Genomic DNA, 19165 nt, shown 5'->3' on the forward strand with positions numbered 1-19165 from the left:
GCGAAAATGCTTGGGGGGAGGTAAAAAATGCGCCCTAGGGACCGAGTCGTCATTCCCGCGCAGGCGGGAATCCAATTTGCGGGCGGACCGGAAAAACTGGATCCCCGCCTGCGCGGGGATGACGGAACAGCGGGTGCGGGCAGGAACGAAGCGCCAGGACAGGCGCCCTCCCCTGTTACTTCTGACCGCTGCTACCGGAACTCTTGAAGTACTTGAAGAAGTCCGAGCTCGGATCGACCACCATCACGTCGCCCTGGCTCTTGAAGGTGGTGCGGTACGCTTCCAGGCTACGGTAGAACTTGTAGAACTCCGGGTTGCGGCCGAACGCTTCGGCGTAGATCTGCGACGCTTTCGCATCGCCTTCACCACGAATGTTCTCGGCGTCGCGGTAGGCTTCGGCAAGAATCACGGTGCGCTGGCGGTCGGCGTCGGCGCGGATGGTTTCCGACGCTGCCGAACCGGTCGAACGCAGCTCGTTGGCCACGCGCAGGCGCTCGGCTTTCATGCGCTCGTACACCGAGTTGTTGATCTGCTCGACGTATTCCACGCGTTTCAGGCGCACGTCGATGATCTCGACGCCGATCTGGGCCGACTCCTGCACCACCTTGTTGCGGATCGCTTCCATCACCTGGCCACGCTTGCCCGAGATCACTTCGCTCACCGTGTGCTTGGTGATTTCCTCGTTCAGCGCCGACTTGATGATGACCGACATGCGGTCGCGGGCACGGGTTTCGTCGCCGCCGAAGGTGACGTAGTACAGCTTGGCCTGGCCTTCGTTGCGGCCAATGCGCCACTTGACGAAGCTGTCGACCAAAATGTTCATCTTCTCGGCCGTGATGAAGCGCTCGGCGTCCGGCGACTCGATGGTCATGATGCGGTTATCGAGCAGCACCACGTTCTGGAACGGTGGCGGCAGCTTGAAGTGCAAACCTGGCTCGCGCACGACTTCCTTGATCTGGCCCAGCGCGAACACGATGGCGTACTTGCGCTGGTCGACCACGAAGATCATCGACGACAGGATCAGCAGCAGGACAAAACCTGCCACGAGGGTACTGACTATGCGATTCATTAACGACTCTCCCGTTCACGTGAGGAATCCCGCGGGCGCGGCTCGCGCTGGCGGCTCACTTCCACCGATGGCATCACGTCGGCCGGCAGCGTTGCCGTGGTCGGCGCGGTCGCTGGCGAACCCGCGCTGTTGCTATTATTGCTGTTGCGGGCAGCATCGCCAGCAGCGGCCTGGGCGATCAGCTTGTCGAGCGGCAGGTACAGCAGGTTGTTGCCGTTCTTGGAGTCGACCATCACCTTGCTGGTGCTCGAGAAGATCTGCTGCATGGTGTCGAGGTACATGCGGTCGCGCGTCACAGCCGGCGCCTTCTGGTACTCGACCAGCACCTGCTTGAAGCGGTTGGCGTTACCGGTGGCGTTCTCGGTGACCATCGAACGGTACGCTTCGGCTTCCTGCATCAGGCGCGAAGCGGTACCGCGCGCTTTCGGAATGACGTCGTTGGCGTAAGCCTGGCCTTCGTTCTTCTGGCGTTCCAGATCCTGGCCAGCCTTGACCGCATCATCAAAGGCGCTCTGCACCTGCTCGGGCGGCTGCACTGCCTGCAAGGTCACGCCCGAGATCAGTACGCCGGAAGCGTAACGGTCGAGGATGGCTTGCATCAGCACCTGGGTTTCGTAGGCGACCTTGTCGCGGCCCTCGTACAGCACGAAGTCCATCTTGTTCTTGCCGACGATTTCGCGGATCGACGTCTCGGCGACCTGGCGCACGGTTTCTTCCTCGTCGCGGTTGTTCATCAGCCAGGCCACGGGGTCTTTCAGCTTGAACTGCACGGCCAGCTGCATGTCGATGATGTTTTCATCGTCGGTCAGCATCAGGGATTCCTGGGTCTGCTTGTTCTTGATGTTGCCGCGATAGCCGATCTCGACCATGCGCATCTGCGAGACGCGCACGGTTTCGTTCGACTGGAACGGGTACGGCCAGCGCCAGTTGAAACCGGATCCGGTCGAGTGCGTGTATTTGCCGAAGGTGTAGACGATGCCGGCCTGGCCCTCTTGCACGATGAACGAGCCCGAGGCCAGCCAGATAAGCGCGGCCACGCCGGCAATCGCGCCAGCGGTGGCGCGCATGCCGGCCGGATCGGGACGCGGCATGCCGCCCCCGCCGTTGTTGTTGCCGTTGTTATTGTTGTCCGGGCGTTTTTTCTGGCCGAAGAAATTGTTCAGGCGCTCATTGAAATCGCGCCACAACTGTTCCATGTCGGGAGGGCCTTCGCCAGGCTTTTTGCCTTCGTTCGCCTGCGGCTCGCCGTCTTTCTTGTCCGAGCCCCAGCGGGGGTCGTTCAGCGACAGCTTGATGCCGAGACGTTTGATCATTGATGGGACACGCATTAGTGGGATCCAACGTGAGTTGTAGGGGAACTGCGCGAGGTACTGCTGTCGTCGCCGGAATCGGACCTGTCCGGCTCCTGCGCTGCATCGTCTGTATCGAGCTCTGCTTCGTCCGCATCGATCGGGTACGCTTCGTTGAGCCTGGCGCCCGGGGCCGCCTTGGCCCATTCCACCACCGCTTCGCGCAGCAGGTCCACGCCGACACCGGTGCGGGCGCTGAGGAAAACGCGGGAAATCTTAGCATATTCGTCGCGCTCGACCGAAGGCTCCAGGCCAGCGGCATCGATCTTGTTCCACACTAAAATTTGCGGAATATGATCGGCGCCGATTTCCTTGAGCACCAGGTTGACCTGCTCGATCTGCTCCATGCGCACCGGCGACGAAGCGTCCACCACGTGCAGCAGCAAATCGGCATGGATGGTCTCTTCGAGCGTGGCGCGGAATGCCGCCACCAGCTGGTGCGGCAATTCGCGCACGAAGCCGACCGTGTCCGAGAACACCACGTTGCCCACTTCCTGTCCCATGTAGACGCGACGCGAGGTCGTGTCCAGCGTGGCGAACAACTGGTCGGCAACATACACGCCGGCCTTGGTCACCGCGTTGAACAGGGTGGACTTGCCGGCATTGGTATAGCCGACCAGCGACACGGAAAAAGTCTGGCTGCGGCCACGCGAACGGCGCTGGGTTTCATGCTGCTTGCGCAGCTTGGCCAGGCGCGCGCGCAGGGCTTTTACACGCTCGCCGATCAGCCGGCGGTCGGTTTCGAGCTGGGTTTCGCCGGGACCGCGCAGGCCGATACCGCCCTTTTGCCGTTCCAGGTGAGTCCAGCCGCGGATCAGGCGCGTGGCCAGGTGCTGCAACTGCGCCAGTTCCACCTGCAGCTTGCCCTCGTGCGAGGCGGCGCGCTGGGCGAAAATGTCGAGGATCAGGCTGGTACGGTCGAGCACGCGGATATTCAGGCGCTTTTCCAGGTTGCGCTGCTGGGCCGGCGAGAGAGCGTGGTTGAAGATGACGATTTCGATACGCTCGTCGAGCACGGCCTGGCCGATTTCGTCAGCCTTGCCGCTGCCGACGAAATACGCGGAGTCCGGGGCGGAGCGCTTGGCGGTGATCGTCGTCACGGGTTCCGCACCTGCTGAACGGGCCAGCAGTTGCAGTTCCTCGACGCTGGCGGCGAAGTCGCCCTGGCCGAAATCAATACCGACTAGAGCTGCACGCATACGACGATCTGTAAGGTTGGGGTGACGCAGTAAGGGTAAGGCAAGCGCTTAGTCCGCGTCGTTATCGATGCTGAGGTTGACGGCGCGAGCCGGCACCACGGTGGAGATGGCATGCTTGTACACCATCTGGGTCACAGTATTGCGCAGCAGTACGACGTACTGATCGAACGATTCGATGTGGCCCTGCAACTTGATGCCGTTAACGAGGTAGATCGACACCGGCACGTGCTCTTTGCGCAGTGCGTTGAGGAATGGGTCTTGTAACAGTTGCCCTTTGTTGCTCATAACAGCTCCATTTTATGTTGTTGTGTTAGATTTGGAGGCGAAACGCTTGATTTCAAGTACGTGGCCCAGCGAAAGTCAAATGATATTCGCTGAAACACCGCTCGCCACGTAGGGAATGGTGCTTCCAAGCCACTGTAACCTGTTTTTGCTTTTTTTGCAGTGTCGCACCGCAAAAAAACAGCCTATTTAATTGAAAACTAAGGAGAAAGCCAGGTCACAATAACGTGACCCGGCGTTGTCACGCGATTACTTCTTTTCGGTACGCTTGTCGAACGGGTTTTTACCCGTGCGCAGCTCGATACGCAGCGGCGTGCCTATCAAACTGAACGTGTCGCGGAAATGCTTCTCGAGGTAGCGCTTGTACGGATCGCCCACCGCTTCCAGGGCGTTGCCGTGGATGACGATGACCGGCGGGTTCATGCCGCCCTGGTGCGCATAGCGCAGCTTCGGACGGATCGAACCCTTGCGCCGTGGCTCCTGCTTTTCCACCGCTTCGATCAGCGCGCGGGTGAGCTTGGGCGTGGACAGGTTGCACATTGCAGCCGCGTAAGCCGCATCGACCGACTTCATCAGTGGACCGATGCCCTGCGACTTCAGTGCAGAGATAAAGTGCATCTTGGCGAACGACAGGAAGTCGAGCTTGCGGTCGATGTCGATCTTGATCTCGTCGCGCTCGTCGGTGCGCAGGCCGTCCCACTTGTTGACGGCGATCACCAGCGCGCGGCCCGTTTCCAGCACGAAGCCGGCGATGTGGGCATCCTGCTCGGAGATATCCTGCTGGGCGTCGAGCATCAGCACGACCACGTTGGCTTCCGAGATCGACTGCAGGGTTTTGACGACCGAGAATTTCTCGATCGCTTCGAACACCTTGCCGCGGCGGCGAATACCGGCCGTGTCGATCAGCGTGTACTGCTTGCCTTCGCGCTCGAACGGAATCTCGATCGAGTCGCGGGTAGTGCCCGGCATGTCGAAGGCGATCACGCGCTCTTCGCCGACCAGGGTGTTGATCAGGGTCGATTTGCCCACGTTGGGACGACCGACCAGGGCGATCTTGACACCGCGCTGGGCGGGATCGAGTTCTTCCGGCTCGTCGGGACGCTGGGCAAAGGCCAGGTTCAGCGCCTCCTCCACCAGGTCGGCCACGCCGTCGCCGTGCGCGGACGAGATCGAATACGGCTCGCCCATGCCCAGCTCGTAAAAGTCGGAGACCACGGCGGTATAGCGCATGCCTTCCGATTTATTCACGACCAGCATGACCGGACGGCCGCTTTTACGCAGGAAGTCGGTAATGGTTTTATCATGCGGCGTCAGGCCCTGGCGGCCGTCGACGAGGAACACGACGATGTCGGCCTCGGCTACGGCTTGCTTGGTCTGCTTGGCCATCTGATGCATGATGCCTTCCTTGGCGACCGGCTCGAAGCCGCCCGTGTCGATGACGAGGAAGGGACGTTCGCCGACACGGCCCTCGCCATAGTGACGATCGCGCGTCAACCCAGGCAAGTCCGCCACCAGCGCATCGCGCGAGCGGGTCAGACGATTAAACAAGGTCGATTTCCCTACATTGGGTCGACCCACAAGTGCGATTACCGGCTTCATTGAATTACTCGACCGCGAGAGCGGTCACAGTTCCTGCTTGAGTTTGAAAAATCAAATTCGAGCCGGCGATGACGGGAGCCGACTGGATCGGGCTGCCATCGGTCGCGACTCGACCTAGCAAAGCGCCATCTTCCCGCGACAGGAAGTGGATGTAACCCTGGTAGTCGCCAACGGCCACGGCGCGGCCATACGACACGGGGGTCGAGAGGCGGCGATAGGACAGCTTGTCGTTCTTCCAGGCGTTGCTGCCGCTTTCGCGGCTATAGGCGGCAACTTCGCCCTTGTCGTCGGAGACGAATACAAAACGCTGGTCCACCGCCACGCCCACGTCGGACGAAGCAGGCTTGCTCCAGGACGGCGCGCCGGTGGTGGCGTCGTAGCAGGCCACGCGGCCCTGGTACGACACGGCGCACACATCTTTTTCGAAAATCACGGGCGCGCCGGCAATGTCGGTCACGCGTTCGAGTTCGGTCGCGCCACGTGGCTCACCGACCGCCACTTCGAAGCGCGGCAAACCGCCAACCAGGGCCAGCACCACCAGCTTGCCGCCCGGCTGGGCGACATACACGTTCGGGCCGTTGATCACCATGCCCGGCGCATTGCGCAGGGTCAGCGCCGGCGTGGTACGGGTGACGTTCCAGCGCTTGGCGCCGGTCTTGGCTTCGTACGCGGTAATCACGTTATCGACACTGCGTACCACCACCACCCCGCCACCGACCACCGGCGAAGACAGCACTTCGCTCGATGCTTGTGCTTTCCACAATTCTTTACCGTTGGCATCAAAGGCTAGGATAACACCTTTCTTGTCGCCAACCACCACCACCTCGCCATCGCTGCCCACGCCGGCCGTCAGGTCGGTGCCGGTCTTGATGCGCCAGATTTCCTTGCCAGTGGCGGCATTCACGCGCGCCAGCACGCCGTCGCCGTCGGCCAGGTAGACGCTGTCGCCAGCGAGCACCGGGGTGAAGACGGCATTGCCGGCCTTGCCCAGCGAATACTTCCAGGCCACCGGCGGCTGCATGCTGCCCGGTGGTTCGACCAGCGGTGCTGGCTGGTTCTTGGTGTCTTTCGAGCCAAACAAGGAGCAACCAGCCAACAGTGCCAGCAGGCTTGCAGCAATAGCTTTTTCGGTGATGCGCATAAAATTTTTCAACCTTGCTCGTTACGGGTTATCCGGAGTCGTGGAACGCGCTGACGCTTACGCCGCTGCCTTGGCTGGTTTGTCGGCCGGCACGCTGCCGCCGATCGCTTCCAGCTTCAGCTGGATCAGCTGGCGGCCCGGGTTTTTCTTGTCGGTGGCGTCCAGCGCAGCCTGGTAGGCGGTGCGCGCTTCGGCCAGCTTGTTCTGGGCCGCCAGGATGTCGCCCTTGCGGTCGGCCACCGAGCCGGCAAACGCTGGCGGCACGTTGCCGTCCAGCGCTTTCAGCGCCTGGTCATACGCTTTTTCATCGAGCAGCAAACCGGCCAGGCGCACCTTGGCGATCGCCTTGAACTCGTCGGCGCCGTGCTCGATCGCCCATTGCAGTTGGGCCTTGGCGGTCTTGGCGTCGTTGGCATCGAAGGCGCTCTTGGCGGCCACCAGTGCGCTCATCGGGGCGTAAGCGGTGCTGGCGAACTTGCTTTCCATGTCGGTGGCGGCGCGCTGGACCTTGGTGTTGTCCTTGGCTTCGACCGCGCGTTGCAGTTCCTCGTACAGGGCCGAGGCCTGGGTGGTCTGGTTGCGCTGGTAGTAGTTCCAGCCAGCCCAGCCGGAGTAAGCGGCCAGGGCGATGATGATGATCCAGGTCGTCAGGTTGCCGTAACGCTCCCACCATGCTTTGAGCGTAGCGAGTTGTTCTTGTTCTTCGAGATCGTATGCCATGTCAGTTCGTCTGCTAAAAAGTTAGGAAGGTTTGAATACAAACAGCTTAGTGATTGCAGTGCTCGTCGTGCACGTGGTGGTGATGGTCGCCGCTGCCGGTGATCTGGTCCACCACGTAGTCGACCACTTCGTCGAACGGTACGGTGGCCTGCTGCTCGCCTTCGGCGCCGCGCATGGCCTTGACCGACGCGGTGTGGTTGGTCACTTCGTCTTCACCGATGATGACCGCGAACGACGCGCCGCTGCCGTCGGCTTTTTTCATCTGGTTCTTGAAGCTGCCGGGGCCGTTGGCGGTCGAGCCATGCATGATCACGTCGAGGCCGGCGTCGCGCAGGCGTTCACCGAGCACGAACGATTGCAGCTGGGCTGCCTCGCCCTGGTGCACCAGGTACACGTCGCACAGGTTAGGCTGCTCAGGCTCGCCCACTTCCTTCATCAACTCGAGCAGGCGCTCGATGCCCATGGCGAAACCGACAGCTGGCGTGGGCTTGCCGCCGAACGAGGCGATCAGCGGATCGTAACGGCCGCCCGCGCACACGGTGCCTTGCGAGCCCAGCGCATCGGTGACCCACTCGAACACGGTGCGGTTGTAGTAATCGAGGCCGCGCACCAGACGCGGGTTGATCACGTACGGGATGTTGTTGTGGTCGAGGATCTTGCGCACGCCGTTAAAGTGCGCCAGCGATTCTTCGCCCAGGTAGTCGAGCAGTTTCGGCGCGCCGTTGACCATGTCCTGCATGGCAGGGTTCTTGGTGTCGAGGATGCGCAGCGGGTTGCTGTGCAGGCGGCGCTTGGCTTCGGCGTCGAGCAGCGCTTCGTGGCTTTCCAGGTACGCGATCAGGTCCACGCGGTGGCGCGCGCGCTCGCCGGCGTCGCCGATCGAGTTCAGTTCGAGGCGGATGTTTTCCAGGCCCAGGTCGTCCCACAGGCGGCGGCACAGCATGATCATCTCGGCATCGATGTCCGGACCGGTAAAGCCCACGGCTTCGCAACCGAACTGGTAGAACTGGCGATAGCGGCCGCGCTGCGGACGCTCGTGGCGGAACATCGGTCCCGTGTACCACACGCGCTTCGGACCTTCGTACACCAGGTTATGCTCGATCACCGCGCGCACCGCGCCGGCCGTGCCTTCGGGGCGCAGGGTCAGCTGGTCGCCGTTCATCGAATCGGTGAACGAATACATCTCTTTTTCGACGATGTCGGTCACCGCGCCGATGGCGCGCTTGAACAGCGCCGTGTCTTCCACGATCGGGGTGCGGATCTGCTGGAAGCCATAGCTTTGCACGACCGATTGCGCGGTGTTCTCGAACAGCTGCCACAGGTGCGAATCCTGCGGCAGGATGTCGTTCATGCCTTTGACGGCGGTGATTTTTTCAGCTTTTTTATTTTCGGACATATTCGTTTTCTTTACCGATACCACAACTCTTGAATCCGTCATTCCCGCGCACGCGGGAATCCATGCTGAGCATCCTGGCCGGCGGTCTATGGATTCCCGCCTGCGCGGGAATGACGACTCTACGGCCAGCGGCGCTGACGGCATTTAACTATACAACTACGCTGCCACAGCCTTGCCGTAGTTGGCCTTCACATAATTCAACACGATCTCGTGAAACTCTTCCACGATCCGTTCGCCGCGCAAGGTCGCAAACTTGGCGCCATCGACAAACACCGGCGCAGCCGGCGATTCGCCGGTGCCGGGCAGGCTGATGCCGATGTTGGCGTGTTTCGATTCGCCGGGGCCATTGACGATGCAGCCCATCACGGCCACGTTCATCGCTTCCACGCCCGGGTAGGTCTTTTTCCATTCCGGCATCTGGTCGCGCAGGAAGGTCTGGATGTTGTCGGCCAGTTCCTGGAAGGTCGTCGACGTAGTACGGCCGCAACCGGGGCATGCAATCACCATCGGCGTGAACTTGCGCAGGCCCATGGTTTGCAGGATTTCCTGCCCCACTACCACTTCCTTGGTGCGGTCGCCACCCGGCTCCGGCGTGAGCGAGATGCGGATGGTGTCGCCGATACCCTCTTGCAGCAGCACCGACAGCGCGGCGGTGGACGCCACGATGCCTTTGCTGCCCATGCCCGCTTCGGTCAAGCCCAGGTGCAGCGGATAGTCGCAGCGCTTGCCCAGTTCGCGGTACACGGCGATCAGGTCCTGCACGCCGGAGACCTTGCACGACAGGATGATCTTGTCGCGCGCCAGGCCCAGTTCTTCGGCGCGCACGGCGTTCTCGATGGCCGACGTGATCAGCGCCTCGTACATGACCTGCTGCGCGGTCCACGGCTCGGCGCGGCCGGCGTTTTCATCCATGATGCGCGCCAGCAGCGCCTGGTCCAGGCTGCCCCAGTTGACGCCGATGCGCACCGGCTTGTTGTAGCGCGCCGCCACTTCGATCATCTGTGCAAACTGGGTGTCGCGCTTGGCGCCCTTGCCCACGTTGCCCGGGTTGATGCGGTACTTCGACAGCGCCTTGGCGCACTCGGGATAGTCATTCAACAGCGTGTGGCCGTTGTAGTGAAAATCGCCGACCAGCGGCACATCGACGTCCATCTTGTCGAGCTGTTCGCGGATGTAGGGCACGGCTTCGGCCGACTCGGGGCGGTCCACGGTCAGGCGTACCAGCTCGGACCCGGCGCGGGCCAGGTCGCGGATCTGGATCGCGGTTTCGATGGCGTTGGCGGTGTCGGTATTGGTCATCGACTGCACCACCACGGGGGCGTCGCCGCCCACCCAGATCTGGCGCTGGCCGTGCGCCACCAGCACGCTGCGGCTGGCGCGGCGCGGTGACTGGCCCGAAGGAATAGCTGTTGGCGTAGAAGACATGGTCGTTTAACTCGGTACTTGATTTATTTAATGTTCACGCGGGCGATGGTGCCGCCGGCGATTTGCGGCAACGCCAGCGGCGCGCCGCCCAGCGACGCCTGAACACCGGCGGGCTTGCCGACGATCAGCAGCGACGGGCCCTTGATGTCGAAGGTTTCGGTGCTGCCGGCCTTGACCACGCGCGAAATCAGCGGCGCGGCGCCCGGACGACGAATCTCGACCCACGAATCCTCGGTCACTTTCAACACCAGCGCGGTGCCGGTCAGGCTGGCGGCGCTGCCACCATCGACCGGTGGCACCGACACCAGCGGCACATTGGGCGACTGCAGCGCTGCGGTTTCCTGGCCTGGTTTGACCAGCGTGGTCTCGAGCGGCGCCACCGTCGTATCGGTCTTGGCCGGCTCGGTGGCCACGGCAGCGCTATCGGCGCCACGTTCGAACAACGCCAGCGTGTGGGCAATCAGGCCGCTCTGGTAGAGGAAAATCCCGCCGACCACGACCACCACCGCTACCCCGCCCATCACCCAGGCGCCGGTATGCGAGTGGCGCGACTTCATCAGCGGCATCCGCGTATCGGAGAAGGTGGCGGCTATTTCCTTGCGCGGGGGCGATACCTCGGGGCTGGTGGGCGAACGCACTTCGATCATCGCCACCAGCGGCGTGGCGTCGATGCGCACCACCTTGGCATAGGCGCGCACGAAACCGCGCGTGACCGCCATATTGGGCAACGATGCATAATCGCCGGCTTCGAGCGCCACCACCTGGCGCGGCGCCAGCTTGAGCTGGTCGGCGATCTGTTCCACGGACAGGCCCAGCGCTTCGCGCTGTTCCTTCAATTGTGCTCCGGGCGTGGCCAGGCCGGTTTTGGCCTGGTCTTTTGGCGGTTCTACCCACTCAGAATTCATTGCTGTCTCACTCATCAAACGCCCCACGTTGATAAGCAGCATACTCGGTCGAGCCGGGGTAGCGGGTACGCAACTGCGTGACCCAACCAGCTTGTTTTCCCGTATCGCCCACCTGATGCTGCACTTTAATCCCGAGCCACAGCACATCGGCCGTCAGGCTCTCCATCTTTGCCACGTCGCCCAGGCGGGTCACGAAGAAATGCGCGCGCTGAACATCGCGTTTTTCCACGTACAGCCGCGCCAGGTTGGCGTTGGTGGCCGGCAGATCGGGCGTCAACTGCAACGCTTGCAGCAGATAACGCTCCGCGCTGGCGTAATCCTTGATTTTCAATGCACACGCGCCAGCATTGTTGGCGGCGCTGGCCGGCGAGCGGTAAGCGCGGTTGGCCAGCGCGGTATCGAACAGCGGCAACGCCTCGGCCACGCGGCCGCTCTCGCACAAAAAAGAGCCGTAATTGTTGGCCAGGTCCGGATTTTCCGGCGCCAGCTTGCGGGCGCGGCGGAAACTCTCGTCGGCGGCAGCGGGTTGACCCAGCGCTTGCTCGATCAGGCCGCGCAAGCCCAATGCTTCGGCGTTGTCGGGCTCGGCAGCGAGCGCCAGCTTGATTTCGCCCAGCGCCACCGTGTACTGGCCCTGCTCGAAATAGCCGACCGCCAGTTGCGTGCGAATCGCCGCCTTGCGCTCGGCGCTGCCCGGCGTCCGCGCGCTGTCGGCGCCACGGGCAGATTGTGGACTATCCGGGGTCGTGACGCAACCGCCCAGTGCGACGGCCAGCAGCGGGAACATCCCGAGCATGGCCATGCGACACCGGTTTTGCTGCGCCCAACGCGCCATCAGGAATGGATCTCCACGATCTTGCCGAAATTGGCGCCGAACTTTTGCTGGTACTCGGCCATCTTGCCCATGCGTTCCTGGACGCGGGTGCGGTCCTGCACTTCGCCGGCGAGCTGGCCGCAGGCGGCGTCGATGTCGTCGCCACGGGTTTTACGGATGGTGGTGACCAGGCCGGCATCGACCAGGATCTGGGCGAAGGCCTTGATACGGGGATTTTTCGAGCGCAGCAGGCCCGACTCCGGGAACGGATTGAATGGAATCAGGTTGAATTTGCAGTTGATGCCATCGACCGGGTGCTGCACCAGCGCGATCAGTTCGCGCGCGTGCTCGTCGCTGTCGTTGACGCCATCGAGCATGCAGTATTCGAAGGTGATGAAGTCGCGCGGCGCATATTGCAGGTAGCGCTTGCAGGCGGCAATCAATTCCTTGAGCGGGTATTTCTTGTTCAGCGGGATCAGGCTGTTGCGCAACTCGTCGTTGGACGCGTGCAGCGAGACGGCCAGCGCCACCGGCACTTCCTGCGCCAGGCGGTCGATTGCCGGCACCACGCCCGAGGTGGACAGGGTCACGCGGCGGCGCGACAGGCCGTAGGCGTTATCGTCCAACATCAGCTTGAGTGCGGTGGCGGTCGGTTCGAAGTTGAGCAGCGGCTCGCCCATGCCCATCATGACCACGTTGGTGATCTGGCGCTCGCCCTTGGGGCCGGGCTCGATGCCCTTGGTGCGACGCAGTTCAAATTCAGCCATCCACAGCTGGCCGATGATTTCGCCAACCGACAGGTTGCGCGAAAAGCCCTGCTTGCCGGTCGAGCAGAAGCGGCAGTTCACGGCGCAACCGGCCTGGGTGGAGATGCACAGCGTGCCACGGTTTTCTTCCGGGATGAACACGGTTTCGACCGCGTTGCCGTTGCCGACGTCGATCAGCCATTTGCGGGTGCCGTCAGTGGACGTGTTGTCGCTGATGATGGCAGGCGCGGCCACGAAGGCGCGGGTTTTCAGTTTGTCGCGCAGCGACTTGGCCAGATCGGTCATGCTGTCGAAATCCGACGCACCGAACTGGTGGATCCAGCGTTGCAGTTGCTTGGCGCGGAACGGTTTCTCCCCCAACTCGGCGCAATAAGCGATAAGCTGCGCGGGATCGAAGTCCAGCAAGTTGGTCAGAGGTGCGTTCATAGTCTATTCAAAACAGTACAAAAAATTTCCGTTTCCACCAAGGTGGAAACGGGAACATTACAAAAAATTACTTGCCGAAGAAGTAGGCGATTTCTACTTGTGCGGCTTCAACAGCGTCCGAACCGTGAACGGCGTTGGCGTCGATCGAGTCGGCGAAATCAGCACGGATGGTGCCTTTGTCAGCCTTCTTAGGATCGGTAGCGCCCATCAGTTCGCGGTTTTTCAGGACGGCGTTTTCGCCTTCCAGGGCCTGGATCATGACTGGACCCGACACCATGAAATCGACCAGATCCTTGAAGAAGCCGCGCTCTTTGTGCGCAGCGTAGAAGCCTTCAGCTTCTTCACGCGACAGTTGCTTCATTTGCGCAGCAACGATCTTCAGGCCAGCGTTTTCGAAGCGGCTGTAGATTTGGCCGATTACGTTTTTTGCAACTGCGTCTGGTTTGATGATCGACAGGGTGCGTTCGATTGCCATTTGAAAAACTCCAATAAAAAGAAAGGTTTAAAACAAGAATTGATAGTTCAATCAACCTTCGATTTTAACATAGAACACTTGCGCATTCCTAAAACCGGCACCACATTGGCCCGAACAATGGCGCTGCGCGGGCATTTTTGGGGCGGGCTGGCACCATATCGGGCGCTTACCGCTTGTTTAAGCCCCCTTTAAGTGCTTTTGCCCCAGTTTTTTGGGTAATTATGCGCGGGCGTGCTATCCTTTTAACTAAGCGGATTTGCTCCGCACCAACTATTGGAGGCATCATGAACAACTTGCAACAAAACACCTACGACCTCAGTAGCGGTCGCCGGGCGGTGCAGCACAACGTGTTGCGTAACACGTACTGGTTGCTGGCGCTGTCGATGATTCCGACGGTGCTGGGCGCTGCGCTCGGCATGGCGCTGCACCTGCCGCTGACCGGCGGCATCATGATGATCGTATTCCTGGCCGGCGCGTTCGGTTTCATCTGGGCGATCGAGAAGAACAAGAACTCCGGCCTGGGCGTGGCCCTGCTACTGGGCTTCACCTTCTTCATGGGCATCATGCTCACGCCGCTGCTCACCCGCATCATGGGTTTCTCCAACGGCGGCACGCTGATCATGATGGCGTTCGGTGGTACGGCTTCGGTGTTCGCGGTACTGGCCTCGATCGCTACCGTGACCAAGCGTGATTTCTCGGGCATGGGTACCTGGCTGTTCGCCGGCGTGATCGTGCTGATCCTGGCGTCGATTGCGAACATCTTCTTCGCCATCCCTGCCCTGAGCATCGTGATCTCGGTCGTGGCCATTGCCATCTTCTCGGCTTACATCCTGTATGACGTGCAGCAGATCGTCAACGGCGGCGAAACCAACTACGTCAGCGCCACCCTGCGCCTGTATTTGGACGTCTACAACATCTTCACCAACCTGCTGGCCCTGCTGGGCTTTGCCGGCGGTAGCCGCGACTAAGCTGTAGCGCTCACGCCGGGTCTTCCTGACCGGCGCACCACAAAAGCCGCCAACCTGCAGGGGTTGGCGGCTTTTTTATCAATCAAAACATAGCGGAGCGCCATGGGTCCCGCAGTCCCGCTTATCTTCATGATCATCGTTGGCACACCGCTGTTCGCCGGCCTGTTCTGTTTATTTCGCTTCAAATATTCCACCCGCTCTGCCTTCGCCCTGGCGATCATCTTTGCTGGCGGCGCCGGCGCCGGCGTCGTGATCGCTGCCCTCCTCGCCATGCTGACGATCGGCTTCGAGCCGACGCTGAGGTCACAGCTTGCGGTCATTTTCTACCTGGGCTGGCTGGCGACAGGGGCGCTTGCTGGTGGCGTTACGTCAGTACGCTGGGTTCGCCAGCGCTGGCATTTAACCTAACCTCCACCTCGACACTTCACTAACGCGCATTGCCCCGTACCTGGAAGCGGCTGCTGGCCACCACCTTGTCGGCGCCGTCCACCAGCGCCAGCTCGTAGCTGCCCGGTTGGGGGGCCCATGGGTAGTCGGTGCTGGCGCCGGCCAGCGGCTTGCCGTTCAGGCGCCAGGTGAGGCCTTGCGCGGCCTGGGCGTGGAACACCACGCGTTCGCGGTCGGCCGGGATGTCGGGGTCGATGGCGATCACGCTGCCCGTTGCCGGATAGACGATGGCCGGCGGCTGGCTGCTGTCGCTGCCCTGCACCAGCGCCACGACCGGGGTTTCGGTGCCCGCCAAAAACCATTCGGCTCTGGCAGGTTCCAGCGCCGGCTGGTAGGCTACCTGGCGTTTGACCACACCCGGGGGTGCAGCCGGTGCGCGGCTGGGCTGGCCGTGGTGCAAGTAATCCATCACGTCGCGCCATACCGGTGCGGCGCCGGTCACGCCCGAGACGTCCCACATCGACTGGCCGTCGAAATTACCGACCCACACGCCCACCGTGTAGCGGTCCGAGTAACCGATGCACCAGTTGTCACGCATGTCCTTGCTGGTGCCGGTTTTGACTGCGCTCCAGAACGTGGTGGCCAGTTCGTTTTTCAGGCCAAAGGTGGTGCTGCGTGCGCCCCGGTCGGCCAGGATGTCGCCGATGATGAAGCTGGCGCGCGCGTCCTGCACCCGCACCGGCTTTGCAAGCGCGCCCTTGTCCACCAGCCGCGCCGGCGCGTACAGGCCGCCTTTGGCCAGCGTGCGATAGGCGTTGGTCAGCTCCAGCAGCGACACTTCGGCAGAGCCGAGCGCCAACGAATAACCGTAGTAGTCGGCCGACTCGGTCAGGCTGCTCAAGCCGACGTCCCGCAGCCGGGCATAAAAGCGGTCGAGACCGGTCATCACCAGGGTGCGCACGGCCGGCACGTTGAGCGAGCTGGCCAGGCTGGTGCGCACGCTGACATACCCCTTGAAACCCTTGTCGTAGTTCTGCGGCGCGTAGGTGCCAGCGCCAGTGGCGATGCCGAAACTGCTGTCGTCCATCAGCGAGGCGGCGGTAAGCAGGCGGCGTTCCAGCGCCAGCTCGTATAAAAACGGTTTCAAGGTGGAGCCGGCCTGGCGCAGCGCCGTCACGCCATCGACCTCGGCGCCGCCGGCATTGCCCACGTAGGCCAGCACGCCGCCGCTGGCGTTGTCGAGCACCAGCACCGCGCCATCGTTGACGTTGCGCGCGGTGAGCGCCATCAATTGCTGGCGCAACGCGCCCTGGGCAAAGCGCTGTACGTCGGAGTCCAGCGTGCTGCGCACCGACTGCCCGGCCGCCATCCCGGCCAGCAGCTGTTGCGCCACCTGGGGCGCCGGGGCGATGCCGCTGGCAAGCTGCGGACGTCCGAGGGCGATGGCGGTGCGCAGTTCGATGTCGGCGCAGGTGGCCGGCATGCGCAGTTCGTGCGCCAGCAAGCAGGCACGCTGCGACACCAGTCGCGGCGCCGCCACTGGGGCGCGCAGCAGGCTGGCCAGGATCGCCGACTCGGTCAGGTTCAGGCCCGACGGCGCCTTGCCGAACAGGCCGCGCGAGGCCGCGTCCACGCCCTGCAACTCGCCCCGGAACGACACCAGGTTGACATACGCTTCGATGATCTGCGGCTTGGTCCAGCCGGCGTCGAGCTCGCGCGCGGCCTGGATCTGGTCCCACTTCTGGCCCCAGCTGCGGCCTTTCGAGTGGGGCTGCAAGGCTGGATCAAGCAACGCCGCCAGCTGCATGGTGATGGTCGATGCTCCCCGTGGGCGGGTGCGGAACAGGTTGTCCCAGGCCGCCTTGGCCGCCGCGCTCCAGTCGACGCCGCCGTGTTCATAAAAGCGCTGGTCCTCGGCCTGCAGGATCGCTGCCGGCAGCGCCGGCGAGATATCGGCCAGCGCCACCCAGTCCAGCCGGCGCGCCTGCATGTCGATACGCAGCGACTGTACCGGTACACCGTGGCGGTCGAGCAGTACAGATTCCGAGCTGCGATACGCGGCGCGCACCTGTTCGGGCGTGGGGACGGACGATGCCGCGCAGGCCGGCGCCACGCCGGACATCAGCACCAGCGTCAGCATCGCGGCAGACAGGCCCCTCACTTGACCACCACCTGCGCATTGGGCGCCGCGCCGAACATCTCCGGGCTGTACAGCGCTTCCACACGGGTGGGCGGCAGGTTGAACTGGCCCGGATTGTTCAGGCGCACCGTGTACTCGACGCTCCACTTGCCCTTGGGGACGAACTGGTAGAAAGCCCGGTAACCGTCGAAGCTGCGCTCCTCGAACGCCAGCCACGCCCAGCCGGCCTTGCGGTTGCCCTGGTCCAGCAGCGCCGAATCGCGACCGAGACCGGAGCCGAGCACGGTGGCGCTGGCGGGAATCGGATCGTCCACCACCACCCAGGTCATGTCCGACTGCGCTTGGAGCTCCAGCCGCACCCGGTACACATCGCCGCGCGACCATACGCCGCGCGTCTTCTGCTCGACCGGCGTGATGGTCTTGGCGATGGTGTAGCCGCTCGAGACCGGCGCCTTGAGCGGCAACGCCGCCAGCGTGCGCACGGTTACCCATGGCTTGCCGGTGCCCGCGTGCGCCAGCTCCAGCGTGCCGCTGCCCTTGGGCCAGGGCAGCGCGACGGTCGTCGTGGCGGCGTTGGCATTGACCTCGACTCCAGCCGCATCCACCTGGGCCGGTGGCGCAAAATTCACGGACTTGCTGGTTCCGCCCAACGTGGCGCTAGCGCTACCGGTCACCGGCTCGCGCTCGAACACGGAACTGAAGCGATCCATGGCCAGCACGCCCCAGGCGTTCGACACGGTGGTGTCCCAATGCCCTGCGCGCTGGCGCCCGAGGGCGCCGCGCGCCAGCCGGCCCATGTCGGCGCGCCAGGCTGGATTGTCGGCCATCGCCAGCAGCAGGCGGTTGGCGTTGCTGTCGGCCGACGACATCAGCCACCACCAGTTGTCGGTGCGCTCGGTGGAAAAGCCCATGGTCGTGCCTTGCAGGTTCAGGCGCGCACGCAGAATCTGTTCGGCCTCCCCCAGCCGCTTGGCCTGCTGCGGCAACTTGGGCGAGCGCTTGAGCACCAGGTACCAGTCGATCACGGCCGACGTCGGCCACAGGTTCGGTGCGACCGTGAACGATTCGAGGTCGTCGTGGTTGATGGCGTTGCTGCGCGAGAGCGCTTCCAGCGCCGCCACCTTGCGCACCGCCAAATCGGCCGTGGGCAGCGGCGACTCGAGCGACAGCTTGCCCCGCACGAAGGACTGCAAGCCCGATTCCATGCGCGCCTTCAGTTCCGCCGGCAGTTCGTAACCCGCTTCCTGGCTGGCCGACAGCACGTAGGCCGTCAGGCTATCGCTGCCATGCAACATGGGAGCGAAATACTTGACCAGGCCATTGCTGTCCAGGTGCGCCGGCAAGGTGGCCACCGCCGAGCGCCACAGCGCCGGGTCGTGCAGCGCGATCGCGCGCGACGCCACCTGCTCGAAGCAGCGGTACGGATAGTCGCGCATGAAGTCGCGCACGCCGGGCAGGTCGCCACCGAGGCGCGCACTGAACTGCGCCTGCACTGCGCCACGGCCGGGCAGCGCATCGTCGGGCAGGCGCACCGCCATCGACTGCTTGCCATCGAGTTGCAGCAAGGTCGCCTGCGTGGTGCGCACCGGCACCGCCGGCGCCACTTTCTGGCTGACCTTGATGCTGTCGCGCGCGCCGTTGCCTGCATTCGCGCTGGCGCCAACTTCCCACGCCAGCGCTGTCACACCGGCCGGCACCTGGTAGTCCCAGCCGATCTCTTTGGCCTGGCCTGCGGCCAGCGTGACCTTTTGCGTCGGCAGCGACTGCGCGCCCGCCTTGGCCGTGAGCGCCACGTCGAGCGCGGCGCCGGTTGTGTTGCGCACCGTGTAGATGGCGCGCAGGCGGTCGCCTTCGCGCACCAGCGTCGGCAGGCCGGAGAGCAGCATCAGGTCCTGCGTGCTGCGCACCTCGGCCTGGCCGGTGCCGAACAGGCCCGCCTCGGCGCTGGCGATGGCGACGATGCGGAACGCGGTGAGCGAGTCGTTGAGCGGCACTTCGACCGACGCCACGCCGTCGGCATCGAGCACCACCTGCGCCTTCCAGAACAGCAGCGTCTCGAACAGCTCGCGCCCGCCGCCCTTGCCGCCGCCACCGCCGGCCGCC

At 63.2% G+C, this 19165-nt stretch carries 18 protein-coding genes; 3 read left to right on the top strand and 15 right to left on the bottom strand.

Annotated elements, in window-relative coordinates; translation table 11 throughout:
- Positions 1-175 precede the first annotated feature (175 nt).
- The 13 genes from hflC to ndk all read right to left on the bottom strand — a co-directional run bounded on the left by hflC (position 176) and on the right by ndk (position 13567).
- Complete coding sequence (gene hflC / locus DUPY_RS20895; protein WP_070250772.1) at positions 176-1069, bottom strand: protease modulator HflC; 894 nt, start codon at positions 1067-1069, stop codon at positions 176-178.
- Complete coding sequence (gene hflK / locus DUPY_RS20900; protein WP_084640830.1) at positions 1069-2382, bottom strand: FtsH protease activity modulator HflK; 1314 nt, start codon at positions 2380-2382, stop codon at positions 1069-1071. Before hflK ends, hflC begins: the two co-directional genes overlap by 1 nt.
- A gap of 14 nt (positions 2383-2396) precedes the next feature.
- Positions 2397-3617 carry a GTPase HflX gene (gene hflX / locus DUPY_RS20905; protein WP_070250774.1) on the bottom strand — a complete coding sequence of 407 codons (1221 nt, stop codon included), beginning with the start codon at positions 3615-3617 and terminating at the stop codon, positions 2397-2399.
- A 48-nt stretch (positions 3618-3665) separates the two neighbouring features.
- On the bottom strand, positions 3666-3902 hold the full coding sequence (hfq, locus tag DUPY_RS20910) for an RNA chaperone Hfq (protein WP_019920453.1): 237 nt from the start codon (positions 3900-3902) through the stop codon (positions 3666-3668).
- A gap of 246 nt (positions 3903-4148) precedes the next feature.
- Positions 4149-5498, bottom strand: coding sequence for a ribosome biogenesis GTPase Der (gene der, locus DUPY_RS20915; RefSeq protein ID WP_070250776.1), 1350 nt, complete (start codon positions 5496-5498; stop codon positions 4149-4151).
- Positions 5499-5502: 4 nt separating this feature from the next.
- The gene (bamB, locus tag DUPY_RS20920; RefSeq protein ID WP_070250778.1) at positions 5503-6639 is read right to left on the bottom strand and encodes an outer membrane protein assembly factor BamB; all 1137 of its coding nucleotides are present in this window, start codon (positions 6637-6639) and stop codon (positions 5503-5505) included.
- A 57-nt stretch (positions 6640-6696) separates the two neighbouring features.
- Entirely contained in the window at positions 6697-7359 is a 663-nt protein-coding gene (locus DUPY_RS20925) for a tetratricopeptide repeat protein (protein WP_070250780.1), read from the bottom strand.
- 46 nt (positions 7360-7405) lie between these two features.
- The gene (hisS, locus tag DUPY_RS20930) at positions 7406-8755 is read right to left on the bottom strand and encodes a histidine--tRNA ligase (protein WP_070250782.1); all 1350 of its coding nucleotides are present in this window, start codon (positions 8753-8755) and stop codon (positions 7406-7408) included.
- Between the two features lie 156 nt (positions 8756-8911).
- Complete coding sequence (ispG, locus tag DUPY_RS20935) at positions 8912-10180, bottom strand: flavodoxin-dependent (E)-4-hydroxy-3-methylbut-2-enyl-diphosphate synthase (protein WP_070250783.1); 1269 nt, start codon at positions 10178-10180, stop codon at positions 8912-8914.
- Positions 10181-10203: 23 nt separating this feature from the next.
- On the bottom strand, positions 10204-11085 hold the full coding sequence (locus DUPY_RS20940; protein ID WP_070250785.1) for a RodZ domain-containing protein: 882 nt from the start codon (positions 11083-11085) through the stop codon (positions 10204-10206).
- 7 nt (positions 11086-11092) lie between these two features.
- On the bottom strand, positions 11093-11887 hold the full coding sequence (pilW, locus tag DUPY_RS20945; protein WP_229255451.1) for a type IV pilus biogenesis/stability protein PilW: 795 nt from the start codon (positions 11885-11887) through the stop codon (positions 11093-11095).
- Between the two features lie 32 nt (positions 11888-11919).
- Positions 11920-13092, bottom strand: coding sequence for a dual-specificity RNA methyltransferase RlmN (gene rlmN / locus DUPY_RS20950; protein ID WP_070250789.1), 1173 nt, complete (start codon positions 13090-13092; stop codon positions 11920-11922).
- 67 nt (positions 13093-13159) lie between these two features.
- Positions 13160-13567 carry a nucleoside-diphosphate kinase gene (ndk, locus tag DUPY_RS20955; protein ID WP_019920462.1) on the bottom strand — a complete coding sequence of 136 codons (408 nt, stop codon included), beginning with the start codon at positions 13565-13567 and terminating at the stop codon, positions 13160-13162.
- Here ndk and DUPY_RS28470 point away from each other — a divergent pair, their 5' ends adjacent.
- The 3 genes from DUPY_RS28470 (at position 13568) to DUPY_RS20965 (ending at position 14943) form a co-directional block, all read left to right on the top strand.
- Entirely contained in the window at positions 13568-13759 is a 192-nt protein-coding gene (locus DUPY_RS28470) for a hypothetical protein (protein WP_167359093.1), read from the top strand. It abuts the gene before it with no gap.
- Between the two features lie 92 nt (positions 13760-13851).
- Complete coding sequence (locus DUPY_RS20960; protein WP_070250791.1) at positions 13852-14535, top strand: Bax inhibitor-1/YccA family protein; 684 nt, start codon at positions 13852-13854, stop codon at positions 14533-14535.
- A gap of 102 nt (positions 14536-14637) precedes the next feature.
- Positions 14638-14943: a hypothetical protein gene (locus DUPY_RS20965; protein ID WP_070250793.1), complete on the top strand. Its 306-nt coding sequence runs from the start codon at positions 14638-14640 to the stop codon at positions 14941-14943.
- A gap of 19 nt (positions 14944-14962) precedes the next feature.
- Here DUPY_RS20965 and pbpC read toward each other — a convergent pair whose 3' ends face one another.
- The gene (gene pbpC / locus DUPY_RS20970; RefSeq protein ID WP_167359094.1) at positions 14963-17044 is read right to left on the bottom strand and encodes a penicillin-binding protein 1C; all 2082 of its coding nucleotides are present in this window, start codon (positions 17042-17044) and stop codon (positions 14963-14965) included.
- Positions 17045-17079: 35 nt separating this feature from the next.
- Positions 17080-19165: alpha-2-macroglobulin family protein (locus DUPY_RS20975; protein WP_275531539.1), on the bottom strand; the 2086-nt coding region annotated here is incomplete at its 5' end.

The organism is Duganella phyllosphaerae (assembly GCF_001758785.1).
Classification (GTDB): Bacteria; Pseudomonadota; Gammaproteobacteria; order Burkholderiales; family Burkholderiaceae_D; genus Rugamonas; species Rugamonas phyllosphaerae.

What these genes read in the sequence shown, in the direction of transcription:
- hflC (WP_070250772.1), bottom strand. Translation starts at nt 1,069, where the DNA reads ATGAATCGCATAGTCAGTACCCTCGTGGCAGGTTTTGTCCTGCTGCTG.
- hflK (WP_084640830.1), bottom strand. Translation starts at nt 2,382, where the DNA reads ATGATCAAACGTCTCGGCATCAAGCTGTCGCTGAACGACCCCCGCTGG.
- hflX (WP_070250774.1), bottom strand. Translation starts at nt 3,617, where the DNA reads ATGCGTGCAGCTCTAGTCGGTATTGATTTCGGCCAGGGCGACTTCGCC.
- hfq (WP_019920453.1), bottom strand. Translation starts at nt 3,902, where the DNA reads ATGAGCAACAAAGGGCAACTGTTACAAGACCCATTCCTCAACGCACTG.
- der (WP_070250776.1), bottom strand. Translation starts at nt 5,498, where the DNA reads ATGAAGCCGGTAATCGCACTTGTGGGTCGACCCAATGTAGGGAAATCG.
- bamB (WP_070250778.1), bottom strand. Translation starts at nt 6,639, where the DNA reads ATGCGCATCACCGAAAAAGCTATTGCTGCAAGCCTGCTGGCACTGTTG.
- DUPY_RS20925 (WP_070250780.1), bottom strand. Translation starts at nt 7,359, where the DNA reads ATGGCATACGATCTCGAAGAACAAGAACAACTCGCTACGCTCAAAGCA.
- hisS (WP_070250782.1), bottom strand. Translation starts at nt 8,755, where the DNA reads ATGTCCGAAAATAAAAAAGCTGAAAAAATCACCGCCGTCAAAGGCATG.
- ispG (WP_070250783.1), bottom strand. Translation starts at nt 10,180, where the DNA reads ATGTCTTCTACGCCAACAGCTATTCCTTCGGGCCAGTCACCGCGCCGC.
- DUPY_RS20940 (WP_070250785.1), bottom strand. Translation starts at nt 11,085, where the DNA reads ATGAATTCTGAGTGGGTAGAACCGCCAAAAGACCAGGCCAAAACCGGC.
- pilW (WP_229255451.1), bottom strand. Translation starts at nt 11,887, where the DNA reads ATGGCCATGCTCGGGATGTTCCCGCTGCTGGCCGTCGCACTGGGCGGT.
- rlmN (WP_070250789.1), bottom strand. Translation starts at nt 13,092, where the DNA reads ATGAACGCACCTCTGACCAACTTGCTGGACTTCGATCCCGCGCAGCTT.
- ndk (WP_019920462.1), bottom strand. Translation starts at nt 13,567, where the DNA reads ATGGCAATCGAACGCACCCTGTCGATCATCAAACCAGACGCAGTTGCA.
- DUPY_RS20960 (WP_070250791.1), top strand. Translation starts at nt 13,852, where the DNA reads ATGAACAACTTGCAACAAAACACCTACGACCTCAGTAGCGGTCGCCGG.
- DUPY_RS20965 (WP_070250793.1), top strand. Translation starts at nt 14,638, where the DNA reads ATGGGTCCCGCAGTCCCGCTTATCTTCATGATCATCGTTGGCACACCG.
- pbpC (WP_167359094.1), bottom strand. Translation starts at nt 17,044, where the DNA reads ATGTCCGGCGTGGCGCCGGCCTGCGCGGCATCGTCCGTCCCCACGCCC.